We start from the raw sequence: 20,149 nt of genomic DNA, 5'->3' as shown, positions 1-20,149 counted from the left end.
TCTTGATGGAGACTGGTAATGCCCCCGATGGAACTGGCGTCCCACGCCGCGCCTGCGGCTTCGTCGCCGCCCGAGTCCCGCGAAACCGCTCGCGCGTATGCCAAGGTGTTCTGGCGGCTGGTGCCGTTCCTGATGCTTTGCTATGTCATCGCCTACCTGGACCGCGTCAACGTCGGCTTCGCCAAGCTGCAGATGTCGCAGGACCTGGGCTTCAGTGAAACCGTCTTTGGCCTGGGCGCCGGCGTTTTCTTCATTGGCTACTTCCTGTTCGAAGTGCCCAGCAATCTGCTGATGCACCGGCTGGGGGCGCGCATCTGGATCGCGCGCATCATGATCACCTGGGGCATTCTGTCGGGCATGTTCATGTTCGTCGAAACCCCGACAGGTTTCTACATCCTGCGCTTCCTGTTGGGGCTGGCCGAAGCCGGGTTCTATCCCGGCGTGATCCTGTACCTGACCTACTGGTACCCGGCCCACCGCCGCGCAAAGATCATCGCGCTGTTCATGTCGGCCATTCCCGTGGCGGGCATCTTCGGCAATCCGCTGTCCGGCTGGATCATGGAGGCCTTTCATGGCATGCACGGCTTGCAGGGCTGGCAATGGATGTTCCTGATCGAGGCCGTGCCGGCGCTGGTGATCGGCGTGGTCACGGTGATGTATCTGGACAATGGCATCGCCAGCGCCAAATGGCTGAGCGACGACGAAAAGAAGCTGCTGACGCGCGAGATCGAACAGGACCAGAAGGAGACAGGCACGCAGAAGCATTCGCTGCGCGCGGTGTTCGCCGACAAGCGCGTGTGGTGGATGTGCCTGATCTACTTTGCCTTCGTCGCCGGCCAGTATGGCTTGACGTTCTGGATGCCCACGCTGATCAAGTCCACGGGCGTGACGGGGGCGTTCAACATCGGCCTGCTCAGCGCCATCCCCTTCCTGTGCGCCATCGTCGTGATGAACCTGCTGGGCCATTCCGCGGACCGCCGGCGCGAGCGCCGCTGGCACCTGATCGTGCCGGCGCTGGCGGGCGCCGTAGGCTTCTCGGCGGCGGCTTCTTTCGCCGACAACACCGTGGTGTCGCTGGTGTTCCTGTCCATGGCGGCCGCGGGCGTGCTGACCTGCGCACCGCTGTTCTGGTCGCTGCCGACAGCGTTCCTGTCCGGCACGGCCGCCGCCGCCGGCATCGCCATCGTCAACTCCGTGGGCAACCTGGCCGGCTTTGCCAGCCCCTACATGATCGGCTACCTGAAGGACCTGACCAGTTCCACTGCGTCCGGCATGTACGTGCTGGCGGGCGTGCTCGTCATTGGCGCCATCGCGGTCTGGTTCACGCCGGCCAAGCTGGTCAACCGCTAGCGCGGCGTCCGCAATCACCTCAGCATCAAAGGAACCGACATGCCGCGCCTGGCCGCAAACCTCAGCATGATGTACACGGAACATCCCTTCCTGGAGCGCTTCGCCGCCGCGGCGCATGACGGGTTCACGGGGGTGGAATTCCTGTTTCCCTACGAATTCACGGCGGCCGAGATCCGATCGAGCCTGGATGCGCACGGCCTGACGCAGGCCCTGTTCAATGCGCCGCCGGGTGACTGGGCGGCGGGTGAGCGCGGCATCGCATCGCTGCCTGGACGCGAAGACGAGTTCAAGCGCGGACTGGACCAGGCGCTGGAATACGCCGCGGTGCTGGGCAACCGCCATCTGCACGTGATGGCAGGCCTGATCCGTCCCGGCCAGGACCACGCGGCGCACCGGGATGTCTACGTCAGGAACCTGGCGCTTGCCGCGCGCACGGCCGCCACTGCTGGCGTGACCGTGGTGATCGAACCCATCAACACGCGCGATATTCCCGGCTTTTTCCTGAACCGGCAGGACGACGCGCAGGCCATTCGTCATGACGTGGGCGCGGACAACCTGAAGGTGCAGTTCGACATCTACCACTGCCAGATCGTCGAAGGCGATATCGCCGTGAAGCTCGAACGCGATATGCCCGGCATTGGCCACATCCAGATTGCGGGCGTGCCAGACCGTCACGAACCCGATCTGGGTGAACTGAACTACCCGTACCTGTTCCAGCGTATCGACGCGTTGGGCTATCAAGGCTGGATCGGCTGCGAATACCGCCCGCGCGCCGGAACGTCCGAAGGCCTGGGCTGGGCCCAACCCTATCTCACCCATCGTTGAGCATCCCATCATGAAGATACTGATCACCGGCGGCGCCGGATTCCTGGGCCAGCGGCTGGCGCGCAAACTGCTCGAGCGCGGCACGCTGGCGCTGGAAGGCGGCAAGCCCCAGACCATCACGCAAATCGATCTGCTGGACGTCGTGAAGACGGACGCGCTGCAGGACCCGCGCGTGCGCTCGCTGGAGGGCGACATTGCCGACCCGGCGGTGCTGCGGCAAGCCATCGATACCGAGACGCGCGCCATTTTTCATCTGGCCGCCATTGTCAGCGGACAGGCGGAGGCAGACTTCGACCTGGGCATGCGCATCAATCTGGACGCCTCGCGCGCGTTGCTGGAAGCCTGCCGTGCGCTGGGCCACAAGCCTCGCGTCATTTTCACCAGTTCCGTGGCGGTGTATGGCGGCAACCTGCCCGACACGGTGCGCGACGACACCGCGCTCAATCCGCAATCGTCCTACGGCACGCAGAAGGCCATCGCCGAACTGCTGCTGGCCGACTACACGCGGCGCGGGTTCGTCGATGGCCGTGTGCTGCGCCTGCCGACCATCAGCGTGCGTCCCGGCCGCCCGAACGCCGCGGCGTCGTCGTTCGCCAGCGGCATCATCCGCGAACCCCTGAACGGCGAACCAGCCGTGTGCCCGGTTGGCGCGGATACGCGGCTGTGGCTGCTGTCGCCGCGTGGCGCGATCGCTGCCTTGATCGCGGGCTGCGAGCTGGATGCCGACGCGATGGCGGACCGGACGCCGATCAACCTGCCTGGCGTGTCAGTCACGGCGGCCGAGATGGCGCAGGCCTTGCGCGAGGTCGCGGGCGACGAGGTTGCCGACCGCATCAGTTGGCAGGCGGACGCGCGTGTCGAGCGCATCGTCGGCAGTTGGCCGGGGCGTTGGGACACGTCGCGCGCCACCCGCCTGGGCCTGACGGGCGATGGCAGTTTTGCCGACATCGTCCGCGCCTACATGGCCGACGACCTGAAGCGTTGAGTCGCCGCCTTTCCCTTTTGCATCCCGCTTCCGGACAACGAACGACATGAGCAATTCCACACAAACACCGCGCCGGGTTGGCGTCATCGGCCTGGGCGCGATGGGCGCGGGCATTGCCCAGAGCCTGCGCCGCGCCGGGCACGCGGTCCACGTGTACGACATTCGCGCCGACGCCGCGGCGGCCTTCGCGGCGCAGGGCGGCGTGGCCTGCGCCAGCCTGGCGGACATGGCGCAGGCCTGCGAGATCGTGGTCAGCGTGGTCGTCAACGCGCAGCAGACCGAGTCGGTGCTGTTCGGCGACGGCGGCCTTGCCGCCGCGCTGCGGCCCGGATCGGTATTCGTCATGTGCTCTACCGTGGATCCCAACTGGTCCGTGGCGTTGGAAGGGCGCCTGGCCGAGCAGGGCATCCTGTATCTGGACGCGCCCATCTCCGGCGGCGCGGCCAAGGCGGCTGCCGGCCAGATGACCATGATGACCGCCGGCAGCGCGGCCGCGTACGAGGCTTGCGGGTCAGTGCTGGAATCGATGGCGGGAAAGGTCTATCGGCTGGGCGACCGCGCGGGCGCGGGAAGCAAGGTCAAGATCATCAACCAGTTGCTGGCCGGCGTGCACATCGCGGCCGCTGCTGAGGCCATGGCCCTGGGCCTGCGCGAAGGCGTGGACGCCGATGCGTTGTACGAGGTCATCACGCACAGCGCGGGCAACAGCTGGATGTTCGAGAACCGCATGCCCCACGTGCTGGCGGGCGACTACACGCCGTTGTCCGCAGTGGACATCTTCGTGAAGGACCTGGGGCTGGTGCTGGATACCGCAAGACATACCCGGTTCCCGCTGCCGCTCGCGTCCACCGCGCACCAGATGTTCATGCAGGCGTCGTCGGCCGGCCATGGCCGGGAAGACGACAGCGCGGTGATCAAGATTTTCCCGGGCATTTCCCTACCGGAGGCCAAATGACGATCAAGCTGGGCTGCATCGCCGACGATTTCACGGGCGCCACCGATCTGGCGAACAATCTGGTCCGCGCGGGCATGCGCACGGTGCAGACCATCGGTACGCCGGGCGAGCCGCTGCGGGACGACGCGGACGCTGTGGTGGTCGCGTTGAAGACCCGCACGCTGCCGCCCGACGAGGCCATCGCGCAATCGCTCGCAGCGCTGCAGTGGCTGCGTGCGCAAGGGGCCGAACAGATCTACTTCAAGTACTGCTCCACGTTCGACAGCACACCACAGGGCAATATCGGCCCGGTCACGGATGCGCTGATGACGAACCTGGATACCGTTTTCACCATCGCGACGCCGGCGTTTCCCGACAACAAGCGCACCGTGTTCAAGGGTTATCTGTTCGCGGGCGACGTGCTGCTCAACGAATCCGGCATGCAGCACCATCCGCTGACGCCGATGACCGACCCCAACCTCGTGCGGGTGCTGGCCGCGCAAACGTCGCGCCGCGTGGGCTTGATCGATTACAGCGTGGTCGCTCGCGGCACCGCCGCCATTCGTGAACGCATCCAGGAACTGATGTCGCAGGGCATCGAGATCGCCATCGTCGACGCCGTTACCAACGACGACCTGCTGGCGCTGGGCCCGGCGCTGCAAGGCATGCCGTTGGTGACGGCGGGCTCCGGCGTGGCCATTGGCCTGCCGGGCAACTGGGGGCTGGCGGCTACGGGTTCTGCCGGCGTGGTGCGCGCACAAGGCTTGCAGGCCGTCGTGGCGGGCAGTTGCTCCGCCGCGACGAACGCGCAGGTGGCGGCCTTCATTGAAAGCGGCCGGCCCGCGCTGGCGCTGGATCCCATGAAGCTGGCCGCCGGCGAGGACGTGGCGGGGCAGGCGCTGGCCTGGGCCGAGCCGCGCATGCAGGACGGCCCGGTGCTCATCTATTCCACGGCGCAGCCGGATGCCGTAAGGCAAACCCAGGGCGCGCTGGGCGCGAGCCAGGCGGGCGCCATGATCGAAGCAGCAATCGCGCGCATCGCAGCCGGATTGGTGGAGCGTGGCGTACGGCAATTGATCGTGGCCGGCGGCGAGACCTCGGGCGCGGTGGTGCAGGCGCTGGGCCTGGAGCAGATCACGATCGGCGACCAGATCGATCCGGGCGTGCCGTGGTGCGCCGGCTATGCGCCGGTTGCGCAGGCCGACATCAGCATCGCGCTGAAGTCCGGCAACTTCGGCAGCCGGGATTTTTTCACGAAGGCGTTTCGCTAGCGGCCTGTGCAGGCCGGGGCGGTGCAGTCCGCGGCGGTGTGGTCCGGTATAGCGCTTCAGTCCGGCTCAGCGGTGCGCCTGGCTCAACCGCTTGGCGGCATTGACCATGTGAATGCGGGCGGCTTCCCGGGCGCCGTCCACATCCTTGCGCCGGATGGCTTCGACGATGGCGATGTGTTCCTGCAATACGTCGCGCATCAGATTTGCATGGCGCGCCTCGTTGCCGCGGGTGACGCGTGTGGCGGCTTCCAGGAACTGGCTGACGAACGCAAGGGTGGTCAGAAAGTACGGGTTGCCGGTGGCGCGCGCAATGCTGCGGTGAAAGGCCACATCTTCCTTCACGCCATCTCCGCCGTTGTCCACGGCCTGCGAGATCGCAGCCAGCGCCGCGTCGATCTCCACCATGTCCTGCTTCTTGCGGCTGGCGGCGGCTTGCGCCGCCACTTCGGTTTCCAGGGCGCGGCGCAGATCCACGATATGCAGCACGGCCTCCAGCGACGAGAGCTCGGCCGCATCGATCCGCAGCGCCCGGTTGCCGCTGTGCCCCGTGACGAAGACGCCGCTGCCTTGCCGCGCTTCAACCACGCCATCCTGGCGCAGCCGCGACACGGCTTCGCGGATCACCGTGCGGCTGACGCCAAACTGTTCGGCCAGCGCGGATTCCGTGGGCAGCTTTTCACCGGGCAGCACGCGTCCTTCGTCGATCTCGGCGAGCAGACGTTTGGCGACCGTGTCGGTCAGGGTGGGAACAGCGGGAAGTCGGGGAAACGCCATGGACGGGAGTGGGGGGAGAAACAAAAAGGCCCGTCTCGACGTCATCGGCGGGGCCATCGGCAATAGTAACCCGGTCTATCGGCGGGTTCGCCTAGGTGCCGTCGGCATACGAGGACGCAGCCTGCGCATCCCGCAGGCAATCCATGAAGCATTGCGCCGCTGGCGTTGGGGGCGAGTCGGCACGCGTCAGGACCGACACGCGCGCCGCGGGCAGCGGATGATCCAGACGGACCATGCGTAGCCCGCGCGGCAGCAATTGATGATCGAAAAGATTGCGAACGAAGATGCCCAGCGCGTCGCTCTCGGCGATGATCGCCAGCGCCACGGCGATGGACTGGCAGGGAATCACGTCGCGCGGGGGCGGCAACCCATGCGCATCGAACGCCAGCCGCAGCAGGTTCGCGGGGGCTTGAATATTGCCCGGCAGCAGCCATAGCGCATCGTGCAGCTCGGCCAGCGTGCGCGCACCGCGCAGCGGATGGCCCGCGCGTGCGCCCACCGCCAGCGGCAGCGTGAACAGCGTGGTCCGCGCAAATCCGTCGTCGATATCGCCGTCGTATTCCGTCTGCACCAGGAAGTCGTAGCGGCCGGATTCCAGCTGCTCGTGGCTGTAGGGCGGCGCGACCTCGTTGAAGGCCACCGAAACGCGCGGCATGCGTGCGCGAAACGCGGCCAGCGCGGCGGGCAGGACCGTCAGCGCCGCGGAACTGATGGCCAGGTTCAGCGTGCCGCCCTCGCCGTCGCGCATCTGGCCGATCTCCTCTTGCGCCTTGCGGGCTTCCTGCAGGATCAGCACGGCGCGCTTGTATAACGCTTCCCCGTAAGTGGTCAGTTCCACGCCCTTGACGCTGCGGCGCACCAGCTCCGCGCCCACGCTCTGCTCCAGCTCCCGCAGGCTGCGGGTGGCGGCAGGTTGGGTGACAAAGAGCGCCCGCGCCGCGGCACGGATGCTGCGATGCTCGGCAATCAGCACAAAGGCGCGGAGTTGGCGCAGGTTCATGGGCAAGTCGTTCCGGATTGGGCGGGCAGGGCTATAAGCAAAAGTGCTCATCGCGACAAAAATACTGTCTTTTGCTTATCGTGCGCCATCCGTATATTCACGGCGGTGGGGCGCGCAAAGCGATCCGGACGCACGGACCGGCGGCCCCGCACCGGACATCAAGGGGAAAACAATGTCTATTGCCATCGCCGCAGGCGGCCCGGGGTTGTACACGCCGTCGATGCGCCGCCGCGTCATTGCCGGCACCACCATCGGCAACGCGCTCGAGTTCTTCGACTTCACCGTCTTCACGTTCCTGATGCTGGTCATCGGGCCGCTCTTCTTTCCCGCGGCATCCGGCTACGGCCAGTTGCTGCTGACCACCGCTACCTTCGGCGTGGGCTTTCTGATGCGGCCCGTGGGCGGCATGCTGATCGGCTCGTACGCGGACCGGCACGGCCGCCGCGCGGCCATGACGCTGACGCTTTGGCTGATGGGCCTGGGCTGTGCGCTCATCGCCGTGGCGCCGACCCACGCGCAGATGGGCGTGCTGGGACCCGTGCTGATGGTGCTGGCACGGCTGATCCAGGGCTTCGCGGCGGGCGGCGAGGTCGGCGCCTCGACCACGCTGCTGGTGGAACACGCGCCGGCCGGCAAACGCGGCTTCTATTCGAGCTGGCAGTTCGGCAGCCAGTCGCTCGGCGTGATGCTGGGCGCGCTGACCGTGGCGATCCTGACGGCGGCGCTGACTAAGGAAGAAATGCAGGCCTGGGGCTGGCGGGTGCCGTTCGTGATCGGCATTCTGACGGTGCCGGTGGGCGCCTACATCCGCCGCAATCTAGAGGAAACGCTAGAACCCGCGCCTGCCGCCGGCGCCAGAACCACCGCCGCCGGCCACCAGCCGCTGCGGCGCGTCTTTGCCGACCACAAGCTCACGATCGTCAAGGGCATCCTGCTCGTGATCGGCGGCATGGTGTGCGCGCAGATCATCGGCTTCTACATGCCGGCTTACGCCACCAAGGAACTCGGCCTGCCTGCCACGTCCACGCTGTTTGCCAGCGTCGTGCTGGGCGCGATCGGTTTCGCGCTGGCGCCGTTCGTCGGCATGCTGGCGGACCGCGTGGGGCGCAAGCGGGTGATCTTCTGGTCGCGAGCCGTCACGGTCTGCGTGCTGCTGCCGTGCTTCCAGTGGCTGGTGTCGGCGCCCAGCACCGGGCGGCTGATGACGGTCATCGCCTTGCTGGCCGTGCTGCTGGCGCTGCAGACCGCGCCCGTCATCACGATGCTGCCCGAACTGTTCCCGAAGGCCGTGCGCACCACGGGCATGTCCGTGGTGTACGGTCTGGGCATCTCGGTCTGCGGCGGCTTCGCGCAATTCTTCGTGACCTGGCTGCTGCACGTGACCGGCAACCCGATGGCGCCCGCGTGGTACCTGATGGTCACCGTGACGCTTTCCACCGTGGTGCTGTTCTGGATTCAGGACCGCACCGGCCATGACATCGACAGCCAGGAGCCCTGACATGCAATCCGTTGAACGCTACTTTTCCAGCAGCTACGCCCAGGCGCGCGAACGCTTCCTGTCGGCCGCCGCGCCGTTGGCCACGCAGGTGGCGTCGTACGGTATCGCGGCCGTGGGCAGCCAGGGCGAGCCGCTGGCCACCGACGTGGCGCTGATCGGCGATGCCGACGCGCAGCGGCTCCTGATCGTGACGTCGGCCACGCACGGCGTGGAGGGCTTCTGCGGTTCGGGTTGCCAGCTTGCGCTGCTGGATGACGCGCCGATGCTGGAACGCGCGCGGCAGGCGGGCGTGGCGCTGCTGCTGGTTCACGCCGTGAACCCGTACGGCTTTTCGTGGATCGCTCGCACCGACGAGGGCAACGTCGACCTGAACCGCAATGCCCAGCCCTTCGACGGCCGCGCGCTCCCGGCCAATCCAGGCTATGGCGAGATCCACGATCTGCTGTTGCCTCAGGAATGGCCGCCCACGGAGCAGAACCGCCAGGCCATCGCCCGCCATATCGAAACGCACGGCCTGGCCGCCACGACGCAGGCGGTGTCGCGCGGCCAGTACACGCATCCGGATGGCTTGTTCTATGGCGGCGCGGGGCATTCGCCGTCGCTGCTGACCCTGCGCGACATCCTGCTCACCCACGCCAGCCGCCACGCGCACATTGGCTGGATCGACGTGCACACGGGCCTGGGGCCGCGCGGCCACGGCGAGAAGATCTACGCCGGCCGGCGCGACGACACGGAAGTGGCGCGCGCCCGGCAGTGGTGGGGCAGCGATATCGCCGTGCCGTATCAAGGCAGTTCGGCCTCGGTGGACATCACGGGCCATCTCGCGGGTCTCATCTACGATGCCTGCCCCGCGTCGGAACCCACCCTGATGGCGCTGGAGTTCGGCACCAAGCCTTGGGATGAGGTGGTGCACGCGCTGCGCGGACGCAATTGGTTGCGCGCGCATCCCGACGCCAGCGATGCCTTGCAACAGGACATCCTGCAGGCCACACGCGACGCGTTTTACTGCGGCCAGGAAGATTGGCAAGGCATGGTGCTGGGCCAGAGCCGCGTGGCGGTGCTGCAAGCGGTGTGCGGCCTGCAGGCTGCCGGGTAGCAGCGCGCCGGGTGACGGGTAGCACCTGCGGCGGCGTTGCGCCGCAGTGGGTTGCACTGTCATCGGAGCTACCGCAGGGATAACCCGCGAGTTTTGGCGCGACGTGGGTTATCCCTACTTGAGCGGTGCAGCAACCCGTCGATATGCTTTGGTTAACCGTAGAGACCGCAGAGTCTTCGGAGGAGTTTCAAACCAAGCCGGCAGTTGCTGAAAGGAACCGGATTTGCATAGTGCGCCTCCTTTGGACTCAGCCGTCGCAGCCTCGCGGGAAAAGCCATTGCGCGTGATCCCGTGGGCCACGTGGCTGCACCGCGTTTTCGTGGTTCTCATGTATGCGTTCATGCTCAGTCCCATCGTGCTGGTGGTCTGGCTGAGCTTCTTCAAGGACGCCATCCTCTATTTCCCGCCATCGGGCTACACGCTCTCCTGGTACGTCAAGGCCTGGGAAAACCCCGCGTTCGCCAACGGCTTCATCTTCAGCCTGCAGGTGTCGTTAGTCGCCGCGTTCATCGGCGTGACGATGGGCGTGCTGGCGGCGGTCGCCATTGCGCGCTACCGCTTCAGTGGCAGCAAGGGCGTCAACACGCTGCTGCTGTCGCCGCTGCTGATCCCCGGCATCGTCGCGGGCGTTGCCGTCTATCTCTTTTACCTGCGCGCTGAAAACGTGCTGGATCAGGACCTCGTCGGCACCTTCGGCGGCCTGGTCATTGCGCACGTGTGCCTCACCATCCCGTGGACCGTGCGGCTTGTGACGGCGGGCATGGCCGGGCTGGACGGCTCCATCGAGGAAGCCGCGCGCAACCTGGGCGCAAGCGCGCCCAAGGCCTTCATGCGGGTGACACTGCCGATGCTGCGGCCGTCCATCGTCGCCGCGGCGCTGTTTAGTTTTGTCGTGTCATTCGAGAACCTGGAGCTGTCCCTGTCGCTGGTCGGCCCGGGGCGCACGACGCTGCCGATCGCGATCATGCAGTACCTCGAATTCAACCTGGACCCGACCATCGCGTCGGTGGCCTCGGTGCAAATCCTGCTGTTGGGCATCATCATGCTTGTGACCGACCGCTATGTGAAACTCAGTCAGGTGGTGTAAGAAATGGCGAAGGTCTCAATCGAAAACATCCGCAAGCAGTTCGGCGCGGCGGTCGCGGTGTCGGATTTTTCCCTGGAGATTGCCGAAGGCGAACTCGTCACCTTTCTGGGTCCCAGCGGCTGCGGCAAGACGACCACGCTGCGCATGATTGCCGGCTTCATCACGCCGACGTCGGGACGCATCCGCATCGGCGAAACCGACGTCACGCGGCTGCCGGTGCACAAGCGCGACACCGGCATGGTGTTCCAGCGCTACGCGCTGTTTCCGCACATGACGGTGGCCGAGAACGTGGCGTTCGGCCTGGAAATGCACAAGGTGCCCAAAGTCGATCGCGATGCAAAGATCCGTCGCGTGCTGGACATGGTGCGCATGACGGAATTGCGCGACCGCTATCCGCGCCAGTTGTCCGGCGGCCAGCAGCAACGCGTGGCCATTGCGCGGGCGCTGGCGATCGAACCCAAGGTGTTCTTGCTGGACGAACCGTTGTCGAATCTGGACGCCAAGCTGCGCCTGGAAGTGCGCGAGGAGATCCGCGCGTTGCAACGGCGCCTGGGCCTGACCACCGTGTTCGTGACCCACGATCAGGAAGAAGCGCTGGCAATTGCCGACCGCATGGCCATCATGCACGACGGCATCGTGCAGCAGGTGGGCGCGCCCGACACGTTGTACGAGCGGCCGGCCAATCTGTTCGTCGCGGACTTCCTGGGCAAGATGAATGTCTTTACGGGACGCGGCCACGCCAACGACCAGTTCGAAACCAAGGCCGGCCAGCGCATCGCCGCGCCGGGCGGCGGCAATGCCACGCATGTGGGCGTGCGGCCGGAACGTGTTCGCCTGCAAGCGCAGCCGTCGGGCGGCAATGCGTTGCCCGGCGTCATCGAATCGTCGTTGTACCTGGGATCGGTGCTGGAGGTGCGGGTGCAGCTTGATGGCGGCGACCGCCTGATCAGCCAGATCGTCAATGCCGGCACGCGCGCCGCTCCGCCTGCCGCCGGCGAGCGCGTGTATGCGTGCTTCGAACCCGACGACTGCGTCGCCTTCACGCAATAGGAGGCGCGATGACGACCGCAACGCAGGACGGACGCCCCAGCCGCTGGCTGGGCCCGGGGCTGGCCTTTCCGGCCTCGCTGGTGGTGCTGGTGATCATCATGATCCCCATCCTTCAGCTGGCGCGCTACAGCTTCAATCATTTCGACCCGGTCGAGATGATGCAGACCGCGTTCACGTTCGAGAACTACGCCAAGTTCTTTGGCGACCCGTACTACCGCGACATCTTCTTCACCACGCTGGGCATCGCGGCGCTGTGCACGGTGCTGGCGCTGGTGCTGGGTTTTCCGGTGGCGTACTTCCTGGCGCGCACGCAAAGCCGCTACAAGAGCCTGTTCGTGATCCTGCTGGTGTTTCCGCTGATGGTGGGCAACGTGGTGCGCGCGGCCGGCTGGATGGTGGCGCTGGGCAACGCGGGCGTCGTCAACGCCGTGTTGCAGGGGCTGGGCATCATCGATAAGCCGCTGACGCTGATGTACACGCCAACGGCGGTGGTGATCGGCACCACGGCGGTGGTCATGCCGTACCTGATCCTGACGCTGCAAAGCGTGCTGGAAGGCATGGACCTGTCGGTGGAAGAGGCCGCGCGCAATGTGGGCGCCAGCTTCTTCACCACCTTCCGCCGCATCGTGCTGCCGATCGCCGCGCCAGGCGTGGCCGCGGGCACGATGCTGGTGTTCATCCTGTGCATGAATGCGTACGCCACGCCGGTGCTGCTGGGCGGTTCCGGGCTGACCATGATGGCGCCGGCGCTATACGACCAGATCACCAAGGCCTCGAACTGGCCGTTCGGCGCGGCGCTCGCAGTCATATTGGTGTGCGGCACGCTTGTCATTGCCCTCTTTTCGAACTGGCTGATTCACCGCCGCTATATCAAGACGATGGCGTCCTGACCTGGATACCCCGATAAGGAAATTCTCATGTCTGCTGTGCTGTTCAAGAATGCGAACCTGCTCGATCCCCTGCAGTCCGACCTGCTGGAGGGGCACCACGTGCTGGTCGAGGATGGCGTCATCAAGGAAGTGTCGGACAAGCCGATCAGCGCTTCCTCGGCGCGCGTGATCGACGCCGCGGGCCGCACGCTGATGCCGGGTCTGATCGACCTGCACGTGCACGTGCTGGCCACGCAGTTGAACCTGAGTACGCAGGGCGTCCTGCCGGACGCGCTGGTGATGATGCGCGCGGTGCCCATCATGGCCGCCATGCTGCGCCGGGGCTTCACCACCGTGCGCGACGCGGGCGGCGCGGGCTGGGGCCTGAAGTGCGCGGTCAACGAAGGCACGGTCAAGGGACCGCGCCTGTTCATCTCGGGCCGCGCCATCAGCCAGACGGGCGGCCACGGCGATCCGCGTCCGCGCTCCGATCACCTGCGTCCCATGAGCTTTTGCGGCTGCTGCTTCCGTGCGGGCGATATCGGTCGTGTGGCGGACGGCATCGACGACGTGCGCAAGGCGGTGCGCCAGGAACTGCAGATGGGTGCGGACCAGATCAAGATGATGGCTTCGGGCGGCGTGGCCTCGCCCACCGATCCCATCGCATCCTTCGGTTATTCGGAAGAAGAGATCCGCGTCATCGTCGACGAGGCGGCCAGCCGCCAGACCTACGTGATGGCACATTCCTATACCGCCGACGCCATCGAGCGCGCCATCCGCAACGGCGTGCGCACCATCGAGCACGGCAATCTGGTCGACGAACGCGTGGCGCGCTTCATGGCCGAGAAGGGCGCGTTCGTGGTGCCGACGCTGGTGACCTACGAGGCGCTTGCCAATGAAGGCGCCGATTACGGCCTGCCGGCGGACTCTGTCGCCAAGATCGCGACGGTGCGCACCGCAGGCCTGCATTCGCTTGAGATCTACAAGAAGGCGGGCGTGAAGATCGGCTACGGGTCGGATCTGCTGGGCCCGTCCCAGCGCCTGCAGAGCGACGAATTCCGCATCCGCCGCGAGGTGCTGTCCGCGCAGGAGGTCATCCAGTGCGCCACCACGACCGCCGCCGAAGTGCTGAACCAGGTCGGCCAGCTGGGTCGCATCCAGGAAGGGGCACTGGCGGACGTGCTGCTGGTGGACGGCAATCCGTACCGCGACCTGTCTTGCCTGCTGGGCCAGGGCGAGCACATCGGCCTGATCATGAAGGGCGGCGTCATCGAACACAACGAGCTGGGAGTCTAGGAGCCATGAGCGATCCCACGTTTTCGCAGTCGGAAGTCGGCGAAGAGTCGCGTGACGTCAACGCGGCCAAGGGCTGGCATCCGCCTTCGGCGCCCGCGCCGCGCGACCGCGGCCTGGGACCGTTTCCGCGGCTGATCCTGCGCGGGGCCACGATCATCGACGGCACCGGCGCGCCGCCCTGGGGGCCGGTGGACATCGTGATCGAGAACGATCGCATCACGGCGCTGGTCAACGTGGGCACGCCGCACAAGGCTATCGACCCCAAGCGCCGGCCCGGTCCGGGCGACCACGAGATCGACTGCCACGGCAAGTTCGTCACGCCGGGCTTTGTGGACGCGCACGCGCACATCGGCACGCCGTATCACGCCATGAGCGGCATCGTGCCGCCCGCCGACTACATCTACAAGCTGTGGCTGGCGCACGGCGTCACCACCGTGCGCGAAATGGGCGCGATGGGCGGCCTGGGCTGGACGATGGAGCAGCGCGAGCTGTCCGCCGCGAACCAGATCGCCGCGCCGCGCATGATCGTGCATTCCGTGTTCCCGGCGGTGAACGATCGCGTCAAGACCATCCACACGCCCGAGCAGGGCCGCGAATGGGTGCGCAAGCTGGCCGCGCGCGGCGCGGACGGCATCAAGTTCTTCGGCGCCCCGCCCGCCATCATGGAAGCGGCGCTGGACGAGGCGGCCAAGGTGGGCCTGCGCTCGGGCTGCCATCACGCGCAGATGGCGGTGACGCGCGTGAACGCGATGAAGTCCGCGCGCTGGGGGCTGACCAGTTCCGAACACTATTACGGCCTGCCCGAGGCGCTGTTCGAAGACCGCGTCGTGCAGTCGTTTCCGACGGACTACAACTACAGCGACGAGTATTACCGCTTTGCGGTGGCCGGCCAGACCTTCATGCAGGCCGCGCAGCCCGGCTCGGCCAAGTGGCGGCAGGTCATGGACGAGTTCCTGGAACTGGGCCACACCTTTGTGCCCACCTTCAACATCTACGACGCCAACCGCGACCTGATGCGCGCGCGCCGCGCGGACTGGCACGACGAGTACACGTGGAAGGCGGTGTGGCGCTACTTCCAGCCGCAGCGCGGCGGCCACGGCGCCTACTGGTATCGCTGGAGCACCACCAACGAGATCGAGTGGAAGCAGAACTACCGGCTGTGGATGCAGTTCATCAACGAATACAAGAACCTGGGCGGACGCGTCTGCGCGGGCAGCGATTCGGGCTTCATCTATCAGATCTATGGATTCGGCTTCGTCCGCGAACTTGAGCTGCTGCAGGAAGCGGGCTTTCATCCCATCGAGGTCTTGCGCGCGGCCACGTCGCACAGCGCGGCGTTGCTGGGCATCGATGACGACACCGGCTCCATCGACGTGCAAAAGCGCGCCGACCTGCTGATCCACGACCAGAATCCGCTGACCGACTTCAAGCTGCTGTTTGGCACGGGCGCCATGCGGCTGAACGACGACACCGCCAAGGTCGAATGGCAGCGCTGCCTGCAGACCACCATCAAGTCGGGCGTGGTGTACGACACCGCCGAGCTGCTGGCCGACGTGCGCGCGATGGTCCGCGACAGCTGGGCCGACGATCCGGATGGCGAGCGTCCGCCGACCGGCGGCGCACCGTCGGGATCGCCGTGCGATACGGGCGAGGACGCACCCTGATGGCCATCGACCTGTTCCTGTTGTGTGGGTTTCTAGGCAGCGGCAAGACCACGCTGCTGGTGGACTACCTGCGCGATCCGGAATCGCGTGACACCGGCGTGATCGTCAACGAGGCCGGCGAGGTCGGCGTGGACGGGGCCATCGTGGCCAACGACAGCGACAACGTGCCGATGACCTTGATGGCCAACGGCTGCGTGTGCTGCTCGCTGCGTAGCGACCTGGTCTACACGCTGAGCGCGCTGCTGGACGCGCCCCGCCCCGAAGGCGAAGGCCCCTTGCAACGCGTCATCCTGGAATGCAGCGGGCTGTCGCGGCCCGGCCCGATCATCGCGTCGCTGGCGGATCCCGAGCTGGCCAGCCGCGCCCTGCGGCTGACGGTGGTCTGCACCGACGATTGCGCGCGTGATCCCGACGCGCTGGCCGAGATGGACGAGGCCATGGCGCAGTTCGGGGCGGCGCATCGCATCGTGCTGACCAAGACCGATCTGCTGCCGGCCGTGCCCGGTGCGCTGGGCGCTCGTGCCGCGCGCGCCGAGGCGCTGAATCCGCTGGCCGCCGTTGTCGCGGAACCGGATCGCACCCGCGCCGTGCGGGCCGCGTTCGCGCCGTCGCAAGGCACGTCCGACCTGGCGGGGCTGGCGGCGCGGATGCTGTCGGCAGGCGGGCAGGGCGCGGCGCATCCGCGCATTCGCGTGATGGCGGCGCGCGCGCAGGCGGGCATCAGCTGGACCGATTTTTCCGAATGGCTGGACAACCTGGCCGGGCTCTGCGGCGACCGCCTGCTGCGCGTCAAAGCCGTGGTGCGCGTCAGCGATTGCGAGGAGCCCATCCTGATCCAGTCGGTCGGCTCGACCTTCAGCCTGCCGCAGCGGCTGACGCGGCAGCCCGATGCGCGCGACGCGATCATCGTGATTGCGCGCGACATCGAGGCCGAGGAAATCCGTGCCTCCGCGCCGCATGCGCCGGTCGACATGCTGGTTTGAACACCTTTGAACCCAAGGCCGCGCGGCCAGACTGGCCTGCCGCGCGGTGCATCGTAGCTAGACGTCAGTTCCCTTCGATACGAGGTTGTCATGCAAGAGAAAAACCTGAATCGCCGTGGCTTCATCAAGACCGCCTCCGGCCTGGCGCTTGCGCCCGCCCTGGGCTGGCTGCCCGGCATGGCCCACGCCGCCGAAAAGGAAATCGTAGTCGGCACCTGGGGCGGCGACTACCAGAACCTGCTGCAGCAGATCATCAATCCGATCGTCGCCAAGCAGGACGTGAAGGTGGTCTACGACACGGGCAACGCCGTGGGCCGCGTCACCAAGCTGCGCGCCGAAAAGAACTCGCGCCGCGGCAGCATGGACGTGGCGCTGCTGGGTGAAGTCGACATGTACGACGCCGAGCGCTCCGGCACGCTGGAGCCCCTGGACGTCAAGAAGCTGCCCAACCTGGCCAACGCGATCGACACGCTGAAGACGCCGTACTCGATTCCGCACATCTTCAGCGCGATGACGCTGGTCTACAACACCGAGAAATTCCCGACGCCGCCCGATTCGCTGCAGGTGCTGCTGGATCCCAAGTGGAAGGGCCAGGTCGGCTTCTCCGACATTCTTTATCTCTACAACTCGGTCTTCGTGGGACTGGGCGCGGACGGCACCACCAAGGACTACGAGGGCGGCAAGCGGTTCCTGGCCAAGCTCAAGCCGAACGCGCCGCGCATCTACCCGTCCAATGAAGCCGTCGCGGCCGCCTTCAAGTCCGGCGAAATCGCGATCGCCGTCATGTGGAAGGCGCGTGCGCTGCAATGGAAGGACAGCGGACTGCCGCTGGGCTTCGTGATTCCGAAGGAAGGATCGGTGCCGGTGTCGTTTGAAGCCGCCGTCGCCAAGAACAGCCGCAACAAGGACGCGGCGTGGGCGTACCTGAACGCCATGCTCGATCCCCAGGGCCAGATCGGCTTTGCGGAAAAGATGGGCTACGCGCCCACCGTCACCAACGCGTCGCTGCCCGAGGCATTGAAGCGCGTGGGCTTCTCGGATGCCGAGGTCAAGCTGCTGCACGCGTACGACCTGAAGGGATTGACCGAGAAGAAGGCGGAGATGCTGGAGTTCTGGAACAAGGAGTTCAAGGCGGGTTGATATGGGCGCGGGGCGTCGTTGCCCGCGCGTTTGCGCCACTGACCGCTTCATCGAAGCGCGATTCCTGCAGGGGAATCGCGCTTTTTCGTTTCCGGACGCCGCTGCATGCGTAGTGAAATGTTATATCATCCGCCTGCTAGTTTGTAATGATATAACATCCGAGAGAGTAAAGATGAACGGTAAGAAGCTGGGGATGGGGAAAGCGCGCGGCAAAGCATCGCGCGTTCGAGCGGTTGGCCGGGCGCCCTTGAAGCCGCTGGTGTGCTCGCTGATGCTGATGGCGCCCGTCGCCCAGGCGCAGACCGAAGGCGAGACCCGCACGCAGACCGTGGCGCCGATCACGGTCTCCGCGAATCCGCTGGGGCTGGATCTGAACAGCACCACGCTGCCGGCGTCGGTGCTGGAAGGCGATGCGTTGATCGAGCAGCGCAACGGCACGCTGGGCGAAACGCTCAAGAACCTGCCGGGCGTCAACAGCGACACGTTCGGCGGCGGCGCCAGCCGTCCGGTGATCCGCGGACAGACCGCGCCGCGCGTGAAGGTGCTGTCCGATGGGTCCGAAGTGATGGATGCCTCGGCCATCTCGCCCGACCATGCGGTGACCGTCGAGCCGCTGCTGGCCGACCGCATCGAAGTGCTGCGCGGCCCGGCCACGCTGCTCTACGGCGGCGGCGCGATCGGCGGCGTGGTGAACGTGATCGACAAGAAGATTCCGACCGAAGTGCCGGAAAAGGGCATCGCGGCCGAAGCGGAACTGCGCGGCGCCACCGGCACCAAGGAACGCGCCGGCGCGGTGGGCATCACGGCGGGCGAAGGCCAGTTCGCGGTGCGCGTCGAAGGCATGAAGCGCCGCACCAGCGACTACGACGTGCCGGACTGGCCCGGCGGCAAGCTGGAAGGCTCGTACAGCGAGTCCACGCAGGGCTCGGTCGGCATGTCGTGGATCACGCCACGCGGCTACGTGGGCGTGGCGTTCACGCACCTGCAAAGCGAATACGGCCTGCCCGGCCACAACCACGAATACGAAGGCTGCCATCCGCACGGCACGCATCTGCATTGCGGCGGCCATGACCACGACCATGGGGACGAAGGCGAGGAAGGTCACGACCACGACCATGATCACGAACATGGCGGCGTGCCCTACGTGAAGCTGCGCAGCAACCGGATGGACCTGCGCGCCGAATACCAGGATCCGTTCGCAGGCTTCGAGAAGATCCGATTCCGCGGTGGCCTGACGGATTACCAGCACGACGAGATCGAGGGCGGCGAGGTCGGCACGCGTTTCAAGAACAAGGGCTACGACATGCGGGTGGAACTGCAGCACAAGCCCATCGCCGGCTGGCGCGGCGTGATCGGCCTGCAGAACGCATACAGCGATTTCAGCGCCGAAGGCGAAGAGGCATTCCTGCCGCCGAGCAAGACGCGTTCGAATGGCGTGTTCCTGCTGGAGGAATACCAGTTGAACGACTGGCGCTTCGAGCTGGGCGCGCGTCAGGACTGGCAGCGCGTGTCGCCGTCGGGCGGCGCGCCGCGCAGCAGCCTGTCGGGCACGTCGCTGTCGGCCGCCGCGATCTGGGACTTTGCGCCGCAGTATTCCGTGGCGCTGTCGCTGTCGCGCTCGCAGCGCCTGCCCAACGCGCAGGAGCTGTATGCGGACGGCATCCACATCGCCACCAATACGTATGAACTGGGTAATCCGGACCTGACGCGCGAAACGTCGCACAACATCGACCTGACGCTGCGCAAGCATTCGGGCGACACGACGTTCTCGGCAAGCGTGTTCCACAACCGCGTGAAGAACTACATCTACGCCAACACGCTGGATCGCTACGAGGACTTCCGCCTGATCGAATACACGCAGCAGGATGCGGAATTCACGGGCGTGGAAGGCGAGTTGCGGCACCAGTTCACGCCGATCTTCTCGGCGGCGGTGTTCGGCGACTACGTGCGCGGCAAGCTCACGGGCGGCGACGGCAATCTGCCGCGCATTCCGGCCGGACGTGCGGGCGTGCGCGGCAACTTCAAGTGGCAAGAGTGGTCGGGCGGCGTCGAATACGCACGCGTGTTCGCGCAGAAGGACATTGCGGCCTATGAAGACACCACGCCGGGCTACAACATGGTCAACGCGGTGGTGGCCTATCGCGGCCAGTACGGCGCCACGGGCTACGAGGTCTTCCTGCGCGGCACCAACCTGCTGAACAAGCTGGCTTACAACCACGCCTCGTTCATCTCGACGGTTGCGCCGCTGCCCGGCCGCAGCGTGCTGCTGGGCGTGCGCATGACGTACTGACCCGGTTGGGTGCGGCGGCGGGCTGTGCTATTTTCGG

Annotated in this window: 17 protein-coding genes; 15 read left to right on the top strand and 2 right to left on the bottom strand. The window is 66.4% G+C overall.

Annotated features, from left to right (window positions below; all coding sequences use genetic code 11):
* Nucleotides 1-27: 27 nt before the first annotated feature.
* From B3098_RS18745 to otnK, 5 genes are read left to right on the top strand one after another with little or no spacing between them, the layout of a single operon-like run.
* Entirely contained in the window at nt 28-1,350 is a 1,323-nt protein-coding gene (locus tag B3098_RS18745) for an MFS transporter (protein WP_370633006.1), read from the top strand.
* A gap of 39 nt (nt 1,351-1,389) precedes the next feature.
* Complete coding sequence (gene otnI / locus B3098_RS18740) at nt 1,390-2,175, top strand: 2-oxo-tetronate isomerase (RefSeq protein ID WP_286898344.1); 786 nt, start codon at nt 1,390-1,392, stop codon at nt 2,173-2,175.
* Between the two features lie 10 nt (nt 2,176-2,185).
* Complete coding sequence (denD, locus tag B3098_RS18735; protein ID WP_286898342.1) at nt 2,186-3,160, top strand: D-erythronate dehydrogenase; 975 nt, start codon at nt 2,186-2,188, stop codon at nt 3,158-3,160.
* A 46-nt stretch (nt 3,161-3,206) separates the two neighbouring features.
* Entirely contained in the window at nt 3,207-4,115 is a 909-nt protein-coding gene (gene ltnD / locus B3098_RS18730; protein WP_279973878.1) for an L-threonate dehydrogenase, read from the top strand.
* On the top strand, nt 4,112-5,365 hold the full coding sequence (gene otnK / locus B3098_RS18725) for a 3-oxo-tetronate kinase (RefSeq protein ID WP_286898340.1): 1,254 nt from the start codon (nt 4,112-4,114) through the stop codon (nt 5,363-5,365). The genes ltnD and otnK overlap by 4 nt, the downstream gene beginning before the upstream one ends.
* Before the next feature lie 66 nt (nt 5,366-5,431).
* On the opposite strand, the gene B3098_RS18720 is transcribed toward otnK, so the two are convergent.
* Together B3098_RS18720 and B3098_RS18715 are read right to left on the bottom strand one after the other, a co-directional pair.
* Nucleotides 5,432-6,139: a FadR/GntR family transcriptional regulator gene (locus B3098_RS18720; RefSeq protein WP_175122121.1), complete on the bottom strand. Its 708-nt coding sequence runs from the start codon at nt 6,137-6,139 to the stop codon at nt 5,432-5,434.
* Nucleotides 6,140-6,230: 91 nt separating this feature from the next.
* Nucleotides 6,231-7,139, bottom strand: coding sequence for a LysR substrate-binding domain-containing protein (locus tag B3098_RS18715; RefSeq protein WP_286898336.1), 909 nt, complete (start codon nt 7,137-7,139; stop codon nt 6,231-6,233).
* 172 nt (nt 7,140-7,311) lie between these two features.
* Here B3098_RS18715 and B3098_RS18710 point away from each other — a divergent pair, with 172 nt between their 5' ends.
* The 10 genes from B3098_RS18710 (at nt 7,312) to B3098_RS18665 (ending at nt 20,112) form a co-directional block, all read left to right on the top strand.
* Nucleotides 7,312-8,637, top strand: coding sequence for an MFS transporter (locus tag B3098_RS18710; protein WP_286898333.1), 1,326 nt, complete (start codon nt 7,312-7,314; stop codon nt 8,635-8,637).
* Nucleotide 8,638: 1 nt separating this feature from the next.
* The gene (locus B3098_RS18705; protein ID WP_286898331.1) at nt 8,639-9,733 is read left to right on the top strand and encodes a M14 family metallopeptidase; all 1,095 of its coding nucleotides are present in this window, start codon (nt 8,639-8,641) and stop codon (nt 9,731-9,733) included.
* Nucleotides 9,734-10,010: 277 nt separating this feature from the next.
* On the top strand, nt 10,011-10,820 hold the full coding sequence (locus tag B3098_RS18700) for an ABC transporter permease (protein ID WP_175122125.1): 810 nt from the start codon (nt 10,011-10,013) through the stop codon (nt 10,818-10,820).
* 3 nt (nt 10,821-10,823) lie between these two features.
* On the top strand, nt 10,824-11,870 hold the full coding sequence (locus B3098_RS18695; RefSeq protein WP_286898328.1) for an ABC transporter ATP-binding protein: 1,047 nt from the start codon (nt 10,824-10,826) through the stop codon (nt 11,868-11,870).
* An 8-nt stretch (nt 11,871-11,878) separates the two neighbouring features.
* A complete protein-coding gene (locus B3098_RS18690; protein ID WP_175139508.1) occupies nt 11,879-12,760 on the top strand; it encodes an ABC transporter permease in 882 nt (293 codons plus the stop codon).
* Nucleotides 12,761-12,787: 27 nt separating this feature from the next.
* On the top strand, nt 12,788-14,035 hold the full coding sequence (locus B3098_RS18685; RefSeq protein WP_175122128.1) for a metal-dependent hydrolase family protein: 1,248 nt from the start codon (nt 12,788-12,790) through the stop codon (nt 14,033-14,035).
* 5 nt (nt 14,036-14,040) lie between these two features.
* Nucleotides 14,041-15,699 (top strand): amidohydrolase family protein, encoded by a 1,659-nt coding sequence (locus B3098_RS18680; RefSeq protein ID WP_279973888.1) that lies wholly within the window; start codon nt 14,041-14,043, stop codon nt 15,697-15,699.
* Complete coding sequence (locus tag B3098_RS18675) at nt 15,699-16,682, top strand: CobW family GTP-binding protein (RefSeq protein ID WP_279973890.1); 984 nt, start codon at nt 15,699-15,701, stop codon at nt 16,680-16,682. Before B3098_RS18680 ends, B3098_RS18675 begins: the two co-directional genes overlap by 1 nt.
* Before the next feature lie 90 nt (nt 16,683-16,772).
* Nucleotides 16,773-17,822 carry an ABC transporter substrate-binding protein gene (locus B3098_RS18670; RefSeq protein WP_175122131.1) on the top strand — a complete coding sequence of 350 codons (1,050 nt, stop codon included), beginning with the start codon at nt 16,773-16,775 and terminating at the stop codon, nt 17,820-17,822.
* 193 nt (nt 17,823-18,015) lie between these two features.
* The gene (locus B3098_RS18665; protein ID WP_414631296.1) at nt 18,016-20,112 is read left to right on the top strand and encodes a TonB-dependent receptor domain-containing protein; all 2,097 of its coding nucleotides are present in this window, start codon (nt 18,016-18,018) and stop codon (nt 20,110-20,112) included.
* Nucleotides 20,113-20,149 lie beyond the last annotated feature (37 nt).

It is taken from the genome of Achromobacter sp. UBA2119 (assembly GCF_002331005.1).
GTDB lineage: Bacteria > Pseudomonadota > Gammaproteobacteria > Burkholderiales > Burkholderiaceae_B > Achromobacter > Achromobacter animicus.
Note: the sequence above shows the minus strand (reverse complement) of the source record. Positions and strands in the feature narration are given on the sequence as shown.